Source organism: Corynebacterium sp. p3-SID1056, from assembly GCF_025152525.1.
Classification (GTDB): Bacteria; Actinomycetota; Actinomycetes; order Mycobacteriales; family Mycobacteriaceae; genus Corynebacterium.
The window spans coordinates 55,152-69,083 of the sequence record NZ_JALXXL010000012.1 but is presented as its reverse complement, the minus strand read 5'-3'; the positions used below and the strand labels follow the sequence as shown (position 1 = coordinate 69,083).

General features: G+C 62.2%; 10 protein-coding genes and 5 tRNA genes. 3 read left to right on the top strand and 12 right to left on the bottom strand.

The window, feature by feature from the left end; all coding sequences use genetic code 11:
- Window positions 1–128: 128 nt before the first annotated feature.
- Window positions 129–1,385: a UDP-N-acetylglucosamine 1-carboxyvinyltransferase gene (gene murA, locus M3G14_RS10470; RefSeq protein ID WP_259926467.1), complete on the bottom strand. Its 1,257-nt coding sequence runs from the start codon at window positions 1,383–1,385 to the stop codon at window positions 129–131.
- Window positions 1,386–1,435: 50 nt separating this feature from the next.
- The gene (gene ramA / locus M3G14_RS10465; protein ID WP_259926472.1) at window positions 1,436–2,275 is read right to left on the bottom strand and encodes an acetate metabolism transcriptional regulator RamA; all 840 of its coding nucleotides are present in this window, start codon (window positions 2,273–2,275) and stop codon (window positions 1,436–1,438) included.
- Window positions 2,276–2,547: 272 nt separating this feature from the next.
- Here ramA and cysK point away from each other — a divergent pair, with 272 nt between their 5' ends.
- Window positions 2,548–3,483, top strand: coding sequence for a cysteine synthase A (cysK, locus tag M3G14_RS10460; RefSeq protein WP_259926466.1), 936 nt, complete (start codon window positions 2,548–2,550; stop codon window positions 3,481–3,483).
- Window positions 3,484–3,671: 188 nt separating this feature from the next.
- Complete coding sequence (gene epsC / locus M3G14_RS10455; protein ID WP_259926465.1) at window positions 3,672–4,259, top strand: serine O-acetyltransferase EpsC; 588 nt, start codon at window positions 3,672–3,674, stop codon at window positions 4,257–4,259.
- Between the two features lie 17 nt (window positions 4,260–4,276).
- On the opposite strand, the gene M3G14_RS10450 is transcribed toward epsC, so the two are convergent.
- The 8 genes from M3G14_RS10450 to M3G14_RS10415 form a co-directional block, all read right to left on the bottom strand.
- Complete coding sequence (locus tag M3G14_RS10450) at window positions 4,277–4,570, bottom strand: GNAT family N-acetyltransferase (RefSeq protein WP_259926464.1); 294 nt, start codon at window positions 4,568–4,570, stop codon at window positions 4,277–4,279.
- A gap of 127 nt (window positions 4,571–4,697) precedes the next feature.
- A tRNA-Phe gene (locus M3G14_RS10445) sits at window positions 4,698–4,770 on the bottom strand.
- Between the two features lie 22 nt (window positions 4,771–4,792).
- Window positions 4,793–4,866 (bottom strand) — tRNA-Asp (locus M3G14_RS10440).
- A gap of 96 nt (window positions 4,867–4,962) precedes the next feature.
- A complete protein-coding gene (locus M3G14_RS10435; protein WP_259926463.1) occupies window positions 4,963–6,951 on the bottom strand; it encodes a VWA domain-containing protein in 1,989 nt (662 codons plus the stop codon).
- Window positions 6,952–7,078: 127 nt separating this feature from the next.
- Window positions 7,079–9,082, bottom strand: coding sequence for a VWA domain-containing protein (locus M3G14_RS10430; RefSeq protein WP_259926462.1), 2,004 nt, complete (start codon window positions 9,080–9,082; stop codon window positions 7,079–7,081).
- Window positions 9,083–9,169: 87 nt separating this feature from the next.
- Window positions 9,170–11,203: a VWA domain-containing protein gene (locus tag M3G14_RS10425; RefSeq protein WP_259926461.1), complete on the bottom strand. Its 2,034-nt coding sequence runs from the start codon at window positions 11,201–11,203 to the stop codon at window positions 9,170–9,172.
- 139 nt (window positions 11,204–11,342) lie between these two features.
- Window positions 11,343–11,419: transfer RNA gene (locus M3G14_RS10420), tRNA-Asp, on the bottom strand.
- A 34-nt stretch (window positions 11,420–11,453) separates the two neighbouring features.
- A tRNA-Glu gene (locus M3G14_RS10415) sits at window positions 11,454–11,529 on the bottom strand.
- A gap of 100 nt (window positions 11,530–11,629) precedes the next feature.
- Here M3G14_RS10415 and M3G14_RS10410 point away from each other — a divergent pair.
- On the top strand, window positions 11,630–11,929 hold the full coding sequence (locus tag M3G14_RS10410; RefSeq protein ID WP_259926460.1) for a metal-sensitive transcriptional regulator: 300 nt from the start codon (window positions 11,630–11,632) through the stop codon (window positions 11,927–11,929).
- Window positions 11,930–11,990: 61 nt separating this feature from the next.
- Here the strand turns inward: M3G14_RS10410 and M3G14_RS10405 are convergent.
- A tRNA-Lys gene (locus M3G14_RS10405) sits at window positions 11,991–12,063 on the bottom strand.
- A gap of 125 nt (window positions 12,064–12,188) precedes the next feature.
- A complete protein-coding gene (locus tag M3G14_RS10400; protein ID WP_259926459.1) occupies window positions 12,189–13,697 on the bottom strand; it encodes an acetyl-CoA hydrolase/transferase family protein in 1,509 nt (502 codons plus the stop codon).
- Window positions 13,698–13,932 lie beyond the last annotated feature (235 nt).

Below are 13,932 nucleotides of genomic sequence, written 5' to 3'. Positions count from 1 at the left end.
CCAGAGCCTGTCCGGCGGGGCGTTGTCGGTCTCGCTGACTCACATAAAGTTACACACACCCACACACCAACACAAATCCCCAGCACAGAGCACATATTCACGCGTGGTTGTGCCCCGTTTACACGTGGCTATGCAATGACGCGCTCGATGTGGCCTCCAAGCTCGTTGATCTGCTCGACGAACTTCGGGTACCCACGGTCGATGTGGTGCACCTCGTGCACGGTTGTCTCCCCGTCGGCAACAAGCCCTGCAAGCACAAGTCCTGCACCGGCACGAATATCGCTGGACCACACATCGGTGGACGAAAGGTGGTCGACCCCGCGGATGACTACGTGGTGGCCATCCACGTTGGCGTCGGCGCCCAGGCGCAGCATTTCGTCGACAAAGCGGAAGCGCGCTTCGAAGACGTTCTCGGTGATCACGGTGACGCCCTCGGCGACGGCGCTGATCGCGATCGCCATCGGTTGCAGGTCCGTCGGGAAGCCGGGGAATGGCAGGGTCTGGTAGTCCACGGCTTTGGGGCGCTGGTCCATGCGCACTCGGAAGCCGTTGTCATACGTTTCGACGTTCGCGCCGGCGAGCTTGAGCTTGGAAAGCGCAAGGTGGAGGTGACGCGGGGCGATCCCGGTCACTGTGATGTCGCCCTGCGTGATCGCTGCCGCATATGCCCATGTACCTGCGACGATTCGGTCACCCACGACAGAATGCTCGGTGGGGTGCAGCGCGTCCACGCCGTCGATAGTGATGGTCGAGGTGCCTGCCCCGCTAATGCGCGCCCCCATGGAGTTGAGCATGTCGCACAGGTCGACGATTTCCGGCTCGCGGGCCGCATTATCCAGCACCGTTTGACCGTCGGCAAGCACTGCGGCGGTGAGAATATTCTCGGTCGCGCCGACAGAGGGGAAGTCCAGGCCGATCTTCGCGCCGGTGAGCTTTTCCGCTCTGGCCACGACTGCGCCGTGCTCGATGTGTGTGGTCGCGCCCAGCTTTTCCAACCCCGACTGATGCATATCCAGCGGGCGCGAGCCGATTGCATCGCCGCCGGGGAGCGCGACATAGGCCTCCGAGCACCGCGCGACCAACGGCCCGAGCACGGCGACGGAGGCACGGAACTGCCTGACCGCCTCGAAGTCCGCGCGCGGTGAGACCTTGGCCGGGGTCGTGATGCGCACGGTCGATCCGTCGATCTCTACGTCGCACCCCAAGCCGACGAGGACGTCGCGCATCAGCGGCACGTCGAGGATTTCGGGGCAGTTGTGCAGCGTGGTCGTCCCCTCGGTAAGCAGCGCAGCGGCCATCAGTTTGAGCACGCTATTTTTTGCGCCGTCAACGTTGACTACGCCTTCGAGTCGGTTACCGCCAGTTACAAGGAATCGCTCTTTCACGGCCCCCACTGTACTCAAGTCAGCGACCAAGTCGTCGAGCGTGCAAACGCTTAGGGCAACGCGCCGATCCGACGCGCCGCGTTCACCGCTTCGTAGCGGGTGTGCGCACCCAGCTTACGCATTACGCTGCGCAGGTAGGACTTGACGGTCTCCGCCCCGATGCCCATTTCCTCCGCAGCCTCCACGTTGGTATGTCCTAGCGCAACGCACGACAATACGTCGAGCTCGCGGGCAGACAGCTTCGTCGTTTGCTTGATTCGCACGGGTGAGACCATTTGATCGCAGAGCTGTTCAAGCTCCTTGCGCAGCGCATCGTCGTCGACCCGGTTGGCCAGCATGCGCAGCTTTGAGTGTGTGGCCCGGATTTGCTCCCACTCCGCGCCGTTCATTACCCGGCCGGCCTTCGGGTTCGCCTTGCCGTCGCCCGAGTTGCGCAGCGCCGAGTTCACGGCAAGTTCCTGCTCCAGTGTGCGGGCGGTCATTGCGACCTCTTCAATGACCTTGTCGCCAAGGCGCACTGGCGAGTGCACACCCACATACAGCACGCCACGGATCTCCCGCAGCACGATCACCGGCACGGCAACCACAGAGTGCAGGCCTTCGTCTTGAATGTGCTTGTCGTACTCGTGGGAAATGACGTTGGCACGCGTGTAGTCAGACACACCAACCGCGCGCCGCGTGCTCACCACGCGCCCACCCACGCCGGCACCCTGCTCGAGAATCAGATCTTGCAAAGCCGGGGTGCGCAGCCCAATCCACTGCGTGATCTGCAGCCTGTTGTCGGGCAGCAGGGTTCCGTACATGGCCACAGGGATGCCGGTGGCCGTCTTCAGTGCGGTCAGTGCGGCGCGGATTGCATCATCATCGTCTTTAATCCGCTGTGCATCCATGGTCATTGCTGCATGCCTTCCACCCATCCGTGTGCCCCCATCGGGGGTCTCGGATCGAACTTGACGTTGAAACACCCACATCATAACGCGCAATCGGGGGTAGTGAAAGTTCAGCCCCGCGCCCGAGCCCTCGCTTATCGACGCCACGCCTACCCCCACTTCGCCGACAAACTGAGCGGTACATTTCAAGTGGACTAGACGGTCTAGTTTTTGCGTGTATAGTGAGCCACACAACGAGAAAACGCGAAGAAACGTCAAGGAGCTGATCCGCTATGGCAAAGATTGCCAACAACGTCCTGGAACTCATCGGCGGCACACCGCTGGTCGAGCTGAGCGGCATTACCAAGGATTCAAAGGCCCGCGTCCTGGCCAAGCTGGAGTTCTACAACCCGGCAAACTCGGTCAAGGACCGCATCGGCAAGGCCATTATTGAGGCCGCTGAGAAGTCCGGCGACCTCAAGCCGGGCGGCACCATCGTCGAGGCAACCTCCGGTAACACCGGCATCGCGCTCGCACTCGCCGGCGCAGCGAAGGGCTACAAGGTCATCCTGACCATGCCGGAGACCATGTCGACCGAGCGCCGCGTGGTGCTGCGCGCCTTCGGTGCGGAAATCGTGCTTACCCCAGGCGCAGCCGGCATGAAGGGCGCGGTGGAGAAGGCAGACGAGATCGTCGCCAACGACCCGGGCGCCATCCTGGCCCGCCAGTTTGAGAACGAGGCCAACCCGGCGATCCACTACGCCACCACCGGCCCGGAGATCTGGGAGGACACCGATGGCGAGGTCGACTTCCTCGTCGCTGGCGTCGGCACCGGCGGCACCATCTCTGGCGCCGGCAAGTACCTCAAGGAGCAGAAGGCAGAGGTGAAGAACGTCGCCGTCGAGCCGGCAGCTTCCCCGCTGCTGTCCACCGGCGAGGCCGGCCCGCACAAGATCCAGGGGCTGGGTGCCAACTTCATCCCAGGCACCTTCGACCGCAACGTGGTCGATGAGATCATTACCGTTTCCAATGAGGACGCCGTTGCAACCTCCCGCGAGCTGGCTCGCGAGGATGCTGTCCTCGCCGGCATCTCCGCTGGTGCAAACGTGAAGGCTGCGTTGGAGCTGGCCAACCGTCCTGAGAATGAAGGCAAGACCATCGTGGTCATCATTCCGGACTTCGGCGAGCGCTACGTCTCGACCATCCTCTACGAGGACATCCGCGACTAGTCGCCGCCTCAAGCCTGAGGGCGTACCGCTCGGTACGCCCTAAGGTCCCATGAGCACCACGCTGCACACCGTGGTGCTCATTTTTTATTCTCGCGTCCACGCAGCCCTGACCTGCCCGCTTCGCGGCAGCTCAGGCCATGCGCAACGCGTCGCCGCAAGGCCTAGGCACGAAAGGTAGACTTTCCCGCATGCTCAGCATCTTTTCGCGCATCAAAGAAGACTTGGACAACGCGAGGGCCCACGACCCCGCCGCACGCGGCGACGTGGAAAATGCCATCGTGTATTCGGGGCTTCACGCGATCTGGGTGCACCGTATTTGCCACTGGATGTGGCAGCGCAACTTCAAGGGGCTCGCGCGCATCCTCGCGCAGGCCAACCGGTTCTTCACCGGTATTGAGATCCACCCGGGCGCCACCATCGGCCGTCGCTTCTTCATCGACCACGGCATGGGGATCGTCATCGGGGAGACCGCAGAAATCGGCGACGGCGTGATGCTCTACCACGGCGTCACCCTGGGCGGCCAGGTGCTCACACAGACCAAGCGGCACCCCACCATCGGCGACAACGTCACCATCGGCGCAGGTGCGAAAGTCTTAGGCCCGGTTACCATCGGCGCGAACTCCGCCGTCGGCGCCAACGCCGTCGTGACCAAGGACATCCCGGAAAACTCCATCGCGGTGGGCATTCCCGCCAAGGCGCGCGAACGCAAGGAGACCGAGGTCCGCAAACTGGTCGACCCGGACTGCTACTTCGACAACGGGCACTACGTTATTTAGCCCGCTGAGGCGCAGGTTTACTCGACTAAGTCCTTGTATTCGGGGTTCTGCACGATGTAGCGCGCCACCGCCGGGCAGGAGGGGACGACGGTGCGGCCATCCGCGCGAGCGTCGTCAAGCGCGAACTTGATCAACGGCTTCGACAGACCCTGCCCCCGGAACTTGGGGTCGACGACCGTGTGCGGCAGCTCGCGAGCCTCCCCCTTGTCGGTGTAGGTGGCGAAACCCGCAAGCTCGCCGCCCACGTGCACTTCGTACTGGCCCTTCTCCTCGTTTTTAGAAAGCTCCGGCTGAGTAGCAGTCTCCGACATGATCGCTCCTTTTTGAGAATTCCGTCAGGGTGCAATGGCACATTTAGTGGCCCAGCCTACCGAATACTCTATGGCGGCTCGTGTGACATAACACGAAGCCCCTCCACAGGGTGGAGGGGCTGGGGTGTGGCCAGAGCCAGGATCGAACTGGCGACCCCACACTTTTCAGGCGTGTGCTCTACCAACTGAGCTATCTGGCCGGAACTACGCGAGGTAGTTCTGCGACCCTGACGGGACTTGAACCCGCGACCTCCGCCGTGACAGGGCGGCGCGCTAACCAACTGCGCCACAGGGCCTTATTCTTTTGTTGTGCTCTCTTGGGCACGGATTGTTACTTTACATGCCACCGGTAAGAGCAACAAATCCGCACTTCGCGAGGGTTTTCTACACCTCTACTGCCAGCTGTCCGACGCCTTCCGACGAATCACCAACGCCACTACAGCCGCGACGAGCAAGAGCACCACTGCCCCGCCGAGCAGCATCGGCACGAGACCAAAGCCATCGGATTCCTCCTCCGCAGCGGCTTGCTCCTGAGCCTCGCTATCTTCCGCTTCGGCAACTGAGCTTTCCGCGGTGCTCTCGGCTTCGCTGTCAGATACCGCGTCGAACTTCAGCGGCTCGTCCGCCGGCTCCGGGCCCGGCTCACTGGTGGGCACCCAGTCCGGACCACCTTCAGCTGGTTCACCGTCGAGGGCGACCGCAAACTCGTAGGGCTGCTCCACGCCGGTGGGGGCCGTGTTGCCGTAGACCCAGTCCTGACTGAACCAGATGTAGTAGTCGCCCTGGTAGGGTGCCTCAATCCCTGGCCAGACGCGCGCCGACGGGGCGATCGGCCCCTCTTCATTTTCCTCATCGTAGAGCCCCAGCGTGGACTGGGCACGATCCTGGCGCAATGGATCGCGCACGCCGAATTTAATGTTGCCAGCGGCACCCGTAAGCGACTTTTCTGACTTCACAGTGACGACAGGGCGCTGCCCGTTGGAGACGGGGATCTTGTAATAGCGGTACTCGCCTGGCACGATCACACCGGAGTACGAACCCTCCGTGATCTCCTCAGCCTCGTTGAAGCTCGTGCCACCGTTGAGCGGCTGCGGGTTTTCCACCTTCAGCTCGCCCGAGTACTCGCTGGGCTGGGCGAGCGGGTTTTCTTCCCACTCTTTCTCCTGCGCCTCGTCGGCGACCGGCTCGTAGAACACCTGCACCTCAAGGTCTACGCCCTCCGGAGCGGCATCATCTACGCCGGAAAGCTGTGTCGTTACGAGGATGTCACTCATGTCGCAGTCGACGCTTGTTCTGTAGTCTCGCTTCATAGCGAAGCCGCCAGGGTGCGTCCTTCCGTGCATTTGCCTCGCGGTGACGGGTGCCGAGAGGACCCCACAGTTTTCCTCGCCCTCATTGGTCACGTCTTTAATTTCGACCTTCGCGGAGGACCAATCCCAGCCACCATCGGTTTGCCACATCGGCGTCACCACAACGTGACCGTGGTGACGCGGCGGAATAGAGACGCGGAAGTACTGGTCCTGCTCGGAATCCGCATCGGCAGGAATTGTGGTTCGGTACTGACCTTCGCCCAGCCACTTCGCATCCTCAGGGGTATCCGCAAACTCGAAGGGCGTGCCGTCGGCCTTGTAGGTGTCTACCCCGCGCTGAGCGAGGAATTTGAGCGATTCAGCCAGGCTCCCGGCGTCAGCGGCCTCGAGGAACTGCCCGCCACCAGCTTGAGCAATGCACTCCAGCTCCGCGCGCGCTTCCTCGTCCGCTTTGAACCCAACGGTATGGATCGCCAGGTCCACTCCCTGACCCGCCAGCTCCTTGGCCACGTCGCAGACCTCTGGCGGCGCACAGGAATCAATGCCGTCGGAGACCAGGATGATGGAGCGCTCTCCCTCATTGCCCAGCTCCTCCGCTGCCTTGCGCAGCGCGTTACCCATCGGCGTGTAGCCCTTCGGCGTGAGCCCGTCGATAGCCGCGCCAAATTCCTGCCTGTCCAGGGACCCCACCGGTACAAGCGTCTGAATATCCCGGCAGCCGCGCTCGCGATTGTCCGGCGCGTTCGACTCCTGCGCCCCATAGGTGAGCAGGCCAATGTTGGCCGTATCCGGCAGGGAATCAATCAGCTCGTGTGTCGCCTTCTTCGCCGCGTCGATACGTGGACCATCGGCGTCCTCCTCAACCATGGAGAAGGAGGCGTCAAGAATCAGCGCCGCTTTCGCGTCGACGGAGCCTTCGCTTGCCGACGCCCGCGTCGTCGTCCCCGGAACCGTCTTCGTCTCCGTACTGATCGCCGTACTCGACGTCGCCGGCGAGGTCGCCGTTTCCGTTGCGATCGCGGGCACCACCCACATCAGCATGCACGCAACAGCAAGCACGAGCACCGCCACAGCGTGACTCCCTCTTTGCGTGCGCGACATTGTTCAACTCCCGTCCAGATTGTTACCAGGGCCACACCCCACACTAAAAGCGAATCTCCACTTTCGCAACAGGTGTCCTGTTATCTTGCGCGCTAATCTACTGCCAGTTGCCGCGCTGCTTGCGCACGATGAAGAACACCACCGCCGCGACGATCAGCAACAGCACCAGCAGGCCGCCGAGCAGCGTCGGCACCAGACCGAAGCCACCGTCCTGCTCGTTGTTCGCAGCGTTGACTTCCTGGTCATCGCCGCCCTCTTCCTGCGAAGCGGTCGTCTCGGCAGTGCTATCCGCCGCGTCAAACTTGATCGGCTCGTCCGAGGGCTCCGGCCCGTCCTCATGCGTCGGCGTCCAATCCGGGCCGCCGTTGGCTGGCTCGCCGTCCATGACCACCTCAAACTCGAAGGGCTGCTCCACGCCAGTGATGTCATAGCCTTCGTGCACCCACCCCATGCCGACCCAGATGTAATACTCGCCCTGGTAGGGAGTGCTGGTGTCGTGCCACACGTACTGGCTCAGCGTTTCCGCATCGGATTCGGCTGCATCCATGAAGAAGTTCAACGGGTTGCGCACGAGCTCGTTGCGCATCGGATCGTAGATGCCGAAGCCGAGGCTATCGGCGTTGTGCGCGACCGACTCCGGCGTTTTCACCTTCACCACCGGCCGCTGTCCATAGGTCACCGGGATCTTGTAGAACCTGAACTCACCAGGGATGATGTTGTCGGAGTACGTGCCCTCGGTGATGTCTACCGCATCATTGAACCCGGTGCCGCCGGAAATCGGCTCGGGGTTCTTCATCGGCATCTCACCAAGGTAGTCGCCAGCTTTGATAATTTTGCCGTCTGACCACTCAGTTTTCTCCTCATCGCTAGGAATCGGCTCATAGAATACGCTGACCTCGAGCGCGATATCCTCGGTGATTTCCCCTTCAACATCGGATACCTGCGTCTTGACCAGGATGTCGCTCATATCGCACTCCATGTGCGACTCTTCGTTGCGCTCTACCGAGGCATTCGCAGATTCGATCCCGTAGTCCGGCCCAGCAGAGACGAACGCAGTGTGCGTAACCGGGAACCAGCCACACTCCGCATCACCCTCGTTGGTCAGCTCCACCGGATCAATTTTCAGGTGCCCGTCCTCCCATGTGCCTTCGGACTGCCACAGGGGAGAAAACACCACGCGTGCGTTGTGGCGTGGCGGCACGGAAATCCGGAAGTACCGGTCCTTCGCAGTACCCCGGTCCGGGGTCACCGTGGTCTGATATTGGCCTTCGCCCAGCCACTTCGCGTCCTCCGGAGTATCCGAGAACTCAAACTCAGTGCCGCCGGTTTGATACTTCTCCACACCACGCTGGGCCAGAAACTTCAGCGACTGCGCCAAGCTGCTCGCATCAGCAGCCTCCAAGAACTGCCCACCGCCAGCTTCTGCGATGCACTCCAGCTCCGCGCGAGCCTCCTCGTCCGCCTTGAAGCCAACAGTGTGGATCGTCAGGTCTACGCCCTGGCCCGCAAGCTCCTTGGCCACGTCGCACACCTCCGGCGGTGCGCAGGTATCAATGCCGTCAGAGACCAGGATGATGGAGCGCTCCCCCTCGCTGCCCAGCTCCTCTGCGGCCTTGCGCAACGCATTGCCCATCGGCGTGTACCCCTTCGGGGTAAGCCCGTCAATCGCCGAGCCGAACTCATCCTTGTCCACCTCGCCGATAGGGACCAGACGCTGGATATCCTTACAGCCTTTCTCGCGGTTGTCCGGCGCGTTCGATTCCTGCGCACCGTAGGCAAACAGTCCCATCTGCGCCGTTGCCGGCAGCGAGTCGATCAGCTCGTGGGTTGCCTTCTTCGCCGCGTCGATACGCGGGCCATCGGCGTCCTCCTCGAGCATCGAAAACGAGGCGTCGAGGATCAGCGCCGCTTTCGCGTCGGCGGAGCCCTCGCTTGCCGACGCCTCCGCGGTCCTCACAGTCGAGCTCGACAGCGTTGTCGTCTCCGTGCTCACCGCGGTACTTGATTCCACGGGCCGGTTCGTCGTCGTTGCTGTCTCGGTCGCGAATGCCGGTGCGACCCACATCAGCATGCATGCGGCGGCAAGCACGAACGCAGCCACGGCACGACTTCTTTCCCTTACATTCGACATTGCTCAAGCCCTTTCCTGAATATCTCCAACAGGCGTCCGGTTCTACGGATCCGCAAACTACTGCCAGTTGCCGCGCTGCTTGCGCACGATAAAGAAGACCACAGCCGCGGCGACCAGCAGCAGCACCAGCAAGCCCCCCAGCAGCGTCGGCACCAGCCCAAAGCCACCGTCCTGCTCGTCGCTCGCGGCGTTGACCTCCTGGCCATCGTCACTCTCATCTTCTGAGGCCGACGTCGTCGCGGCGCTGTCCGCCGCGTCGAATGTGATCGGCTCGTCCGAAGGTTCGGGGCCGTTCTCGTGCGAGGGCGTCCAATCCGGGCCGCCGTTGGCAGGCTCGCCATCCAGGAGCACCTCGAACTCGAAAGGCTGATCCACGCCCGCGATGTCATAGCCTTCGGTTGCCCAGTCCATGCCAAACCAGACGTAGAAGTCGCCCTGGTAGGGAGTGTCACTGCCGTACCACACGTACTGGTTCGGGGCCTCCGGATCGGACTCTTCCGGATCATCAAAGAAGCTCATCCTTTGACTTGCTGCCTTGACGCGCAGCGGGTCGTAGATCCCCATAGCGATGGTGTCAGCGTTGCGTGCAACCGAAGGCGGCGTCTTTGCCCGAATCACCGGGCGCTGCCCATAGGCCACCGGAATCTTGAAGAACTTGAACTCACCGGGAACGATGCGGTCGGAGTATGAGCCCTCGGTGATCTCCACCGCGTCGTTGAAGCCCGTACCGCCGGAGACAGGCTGCGAGTTCGCAATCGGCATCTCGCCCTGGAACTCGCCGGCACTGTACACGCGGCGATCTTCCCAGTCGTCGGCCTGCTCCTTACCGGGGATCGGCTCATAGAAGACTCCGACTTCGATGGGGACATCTTCGGCTACCTCGTCGCCCGCGTTGGAGATCTGGATCTTGACCAGGATGTCGCTCATGTCGCACTCCAAGTGGTCTTCTTCTACCCGATTCATCGCAGCGAACGCCGAGTTAATACCAAAACCTGGTCCACCCGAAGCGATCTCGTCTTTCCCACGGAACTCGCCGCAGGCCGGATCGCCCTCATTGATGCCCTCCGCCGGATCCACCTTGACCTCTGTGTGTTGCCACATGGCATCCCCCTGCACGACCGGGGTGAACACCATCCGCGCGTTGTGACGCGGCGGCACAGAAGTGCGGAAATACCGGTCCGTAGTGCCAGAGCGGTCCGGCGTCACCGTGGTCAGGTACTGGCCCTCACCCAGCCACTTCGCGTCCTCGGGGTTGTCCGCAAACTCGAAAGGCGTGCCCGCAGTCTGGTACTTCACCACGCCGCGCTGGGCCAAGAACTTCAGCGACTCCGCAAGGCTGCTTGCATCGGCCGCCTCCAGGAACTGCCCGCCGCCAGCTTCCGCGATGCACTCCAGCTCCGCGCGCGCCTCCTCATCGGCCTTGAATCCGACCGTGTGGATCGCCAGGTCCACACCTTCGCCAGCCAGCTCCTTGGCCACGTCGCACACCTCCGGCGGTGCGCAGGTATCAATACCGTCAGAGACCAGAATGATGGAGCGTTCGCCCTCGTCGCCCAGTTCCTCCGCAGCCTCGCGCAGCGCATTGCCCATCGGCGTGTACCCCTTCGGGGTGAGCCCGTCAATCGCCGAGCCGAACTCTTCCTTGTCCACCTCGCCCACCGGGACCAGTCGCTGGATATCCCGGCACCCCGCTTCCCTATTGTCCGGCGCGTTCGACTCCTGCGCACCGTAGGCAAACAGTCCCATCTGCGCCGTTGCCGGCAGGGAGTCGATCAGCTCGTGGGTTGCCTTCTTCGCCGCGTCGATACGCGGGCCATCGGCATCTTCTTCGAGCATCGAAAACGAGGCGTCGAGGATCAGCGCCGCTTTCGCGTCGGCAGAGCTCTCGCTTGCCGACGCCTCCGCCTCCGAAGTCTTCACCGTCGAGCTCGACAGCGTCCTCGTCTCAGTACTGATCGCGGTGCTCGATTCCGCGGGCTGGCTCGTCGTTTGAGTCTCCGTCGCGAACGCCGGTGCGCACCACGCCAGCAAGCACGCGGCGACAAGCACGCATACAGCTGCGGCCCTACTTCCCTGTTTCACATGCGACATTGCTCAAGTCCTTTTCACCGTATGGCCAATATCACAGCCCACAGTAAAGTACGACCCGGTCGACTGCAACAGATGTCCGGGAAATATTAGAGAAAACAAAGAAAACCAGTGCTCGGATTACCGAGCACTGGTTTCGATTTGGCGACCCTGACGGGACTTGAACCCGCGACCTCCGCCGTGACAGGGCGGCGCGCTAACCAACTGCGCCACAGGGCCATCGCATTGCAACTCCCACCACAGCGGGAATCACTGGTACCCCCAACGGGATTCGAACCCGTGTTGCCGCCGTGAAAGGGCGGAGTCCTAGGCCTCTAGACGATGGGGGCTAGCGACTTGACCTAATCTAGTGCATCGCCTGTGAGGTTGGCAAAACGCCTGTTCATCTAGACTTTCCTGCACACAACTCGGGTCGGTTAAGATGACTGCATGCACGACGACGATTGTCACCATGGCTATTTCGCGGAGAAGTCCCGCTACCTCGCCCGCCTGAAACGCATCGAGGGGCAGGTGCGCGGCATTCACCGGATGGTGGATGAGGATAAATACTGCATCGATATCCTCACACAAATTTCCGCGATCGATTCCGCGCTCGAAAACCTCGGCCTTGCGCTCCTCGAGGATCACCTGCACCACTGCGTATCCGGCGCGCTCGCGGCGGGCGACGCACACGCAGACGAGAAGGTCGCCGAGGCGATGCAGGCGATCCAGCGAATGGTGAAATCCTAGACCGTCTCCGGCAACGCGAAAACCTCCGGCTCCTCGACTGGGAACTGGAGGTTTTTCACGGTGGGCCCTGTGGGGATCGAACCCACGACCTGCGGATTAAAAGTCCGTAGCTCTACCAACTGAGCTAAAGGCCCATGCGCAACATAGTAGCGGGCCGCGCACCTGACACGTTAATTGCCCCGGCAAGACGTGGCAACGCCCGCGCCACCTGCGCAAAAACTGACATCAGGCGGCACGGGCACACATACCGTGGGGACGTTTAGCCCTCTTTCTGCATCGTGCCGGTCTCCTGGATGCGGGTGTGGAAGTCGAAGGCGTGGCGCAGGTCGTGCGGGGTTGCCTGGTACTTGCACTTCGCCGCCAGCTCAACGTACTCCTCCAGCAGCGGGCGGTAGCTCGGGTGAGCGATGGAGATCATCTTGGCCACGCGGTCACGCGGCGCCAGGCCGCGCAGGTCCGCGACACCGTACTCGGTGATGAAGACCATGGCGTCGTGCTCCGTGTGGTCCACGTGCGAGACCATCGGGACAATCGCGGAGATTGCGCCATCCTTGGCCACCGACGGGGAGATGAAGGAGGAGATGTAGGCGTTGCGGGTGAAGTCGCCCGAGCCGCCCAGCGCATTCATCAGGCGGGAACCGTTGATGTGCGTGGAGTTGGCATTGCCATAGATATCCGCCTCGATCATGCCGTTGGAGGCGATCAGGCCGGTGCGGCGGATGACCTCCGGGTGGTTGGAGATGGACTGCGGGCGCAGCACGATGGACTCGCGGTAGCGCGCGGCCTCGTCGTTCATCTTCTCCGCGTATTCCGGGGACAGGGAGAAGGAGGTTGCGGACGCGACGGTCATCTTGCCGGCGTCGATCAGGTCGACCATGCCGTCCTGAATGACCTCGGTGTAGGCCTGGATGTTCTCGAACTTGGAGTCCATCAGGCCCGCCATCACGGCGTTCGGCACGTTGCCCACGCCGGACTGCATCACGTAGCCGTCGTACGCGAGGCGGCCGGCCTTGACCTCGTTCTCCAAGAAGTCGAGGAAGTTGCCTGCGATCTGCTCGGAGACCTCGTCCGGCGCCTTGAACGGGGCGTTGCGGTCCGGGTCGTTGGTCTCGATTACCGCTACGACCTTCTCCGGGTCGATCTCAATGTAGGTGGTACCGATGCGGTCGCCACACTTGGTGATCGGGATCGGGATACGGTTCGGCAGCGGCGGCACCGTCCAGATGTCGTGCATACCCTCGAGGTCCTCGGACTGCCACTCGTTGACCTCAATGATGATCTTCTTGGCGGCGTTGAGGTACTCGACCGAGTTACCCACCGACGAGGACGGGACGATGTTGCCTTCCTCGGTGATGCGAACCGCCTCGACGATGGCCAGGTCGACCTCACCGAAGAAGCCCTGCTCCACCATCATGCCCGAGTGCGAGAGGTGAATATCCTGGAACTTCATCTCGCCAGCGTTGATCTTGCCGCGCATCGTCGGGTCCGACTGGTACGGCATGCGGTAGCGCAGCGCGCCCGCCTCTGCGAGCACACCGTCGCACTCCGGCGCAGTGGATGCGCCCGTGTACACATCGATGCTGAAGTCCTGGCCCTTGGCGTGCGCGGCCTTCGCCTTTTCCGCAATGACGGTCGGCATGGCCTTGGGGTAGCCAGCGCCGGTAAAGCCGGACATCCCCACCTTGTCGCCGTGGTTGACAAACTGGCCCGCCTCTTCGGCGGACATGACCTTGTCACGGAGTTTTGCACTGGCGATACGGTTGCCCATATTCATCCCTCACTTGAGTTCGTCGGTAGGTGATAACAACACCACTGTATTGTGACCTATCTTGCATTGCCACGTCCCCGAGATCCATCACTGTATCCAAGATTGTGCGCGCAAATGATACGACTATCTGCAGCTTTGCAGGTCGACGGGGGTGTTCCCGCAATCCACTCGCCCGAATAGCCCGAATCGCGCTGCCAGATGACCTCAGATTTCACCCCCACTCGGGTGAGTCCGT

Bases quoted from the DNA above. Each gene is read 5' to 3' on its own strand.
- ramA (WP_259926472.1), bottom strand. From the start codon at position 2,275: ATGGATGCACAGCGGATTAAAGACGATGATGATGCAATCCGCGCCGCA.
- cysK (WP_259926466.1), top strand. From the start codon at position 2,548: ATGGCAAAGATTGCCAACAACGTCCTGGAACTCATCGGCGGCACACCG.
- epsC (WP_259926465.1), top strand. From the start codon at position 3,672: ATGCTCAGCATCTTTTCGCGCATCAAAGAAGACTTGGACAACGCGAGG.
- M3G14_RS10450 (WP_259926464.1), bottom strand. From the start codon at position 4,570: ATGTCGGAGACTGCTACTCAGCCGGAGCTTTCTAAAAACGAGGAGAAG.
- M3G14_RS10425 (WP_259926461.1), bottom strand. From the start codon at position 11,203: ATGTCGCATGTGAAACAGGGAAGTAGGGCCGCAGCTGTATGCGTGCTT.
- M3G14_RS10410 (WP_259926460.1), top strand. From the start codon at position 11,630: ATGCACGACGACGATTGTCACCATGGCTATTTCGCGGAGAAGTCCCGC.
- M3G14_RS10400 (WP_259926459.1), bottom strand. From the start codon at position 13,697: ATGGGCAACCGTATCGCCAGTGCAAAACTCCGTGACAAGGTCATGTCC.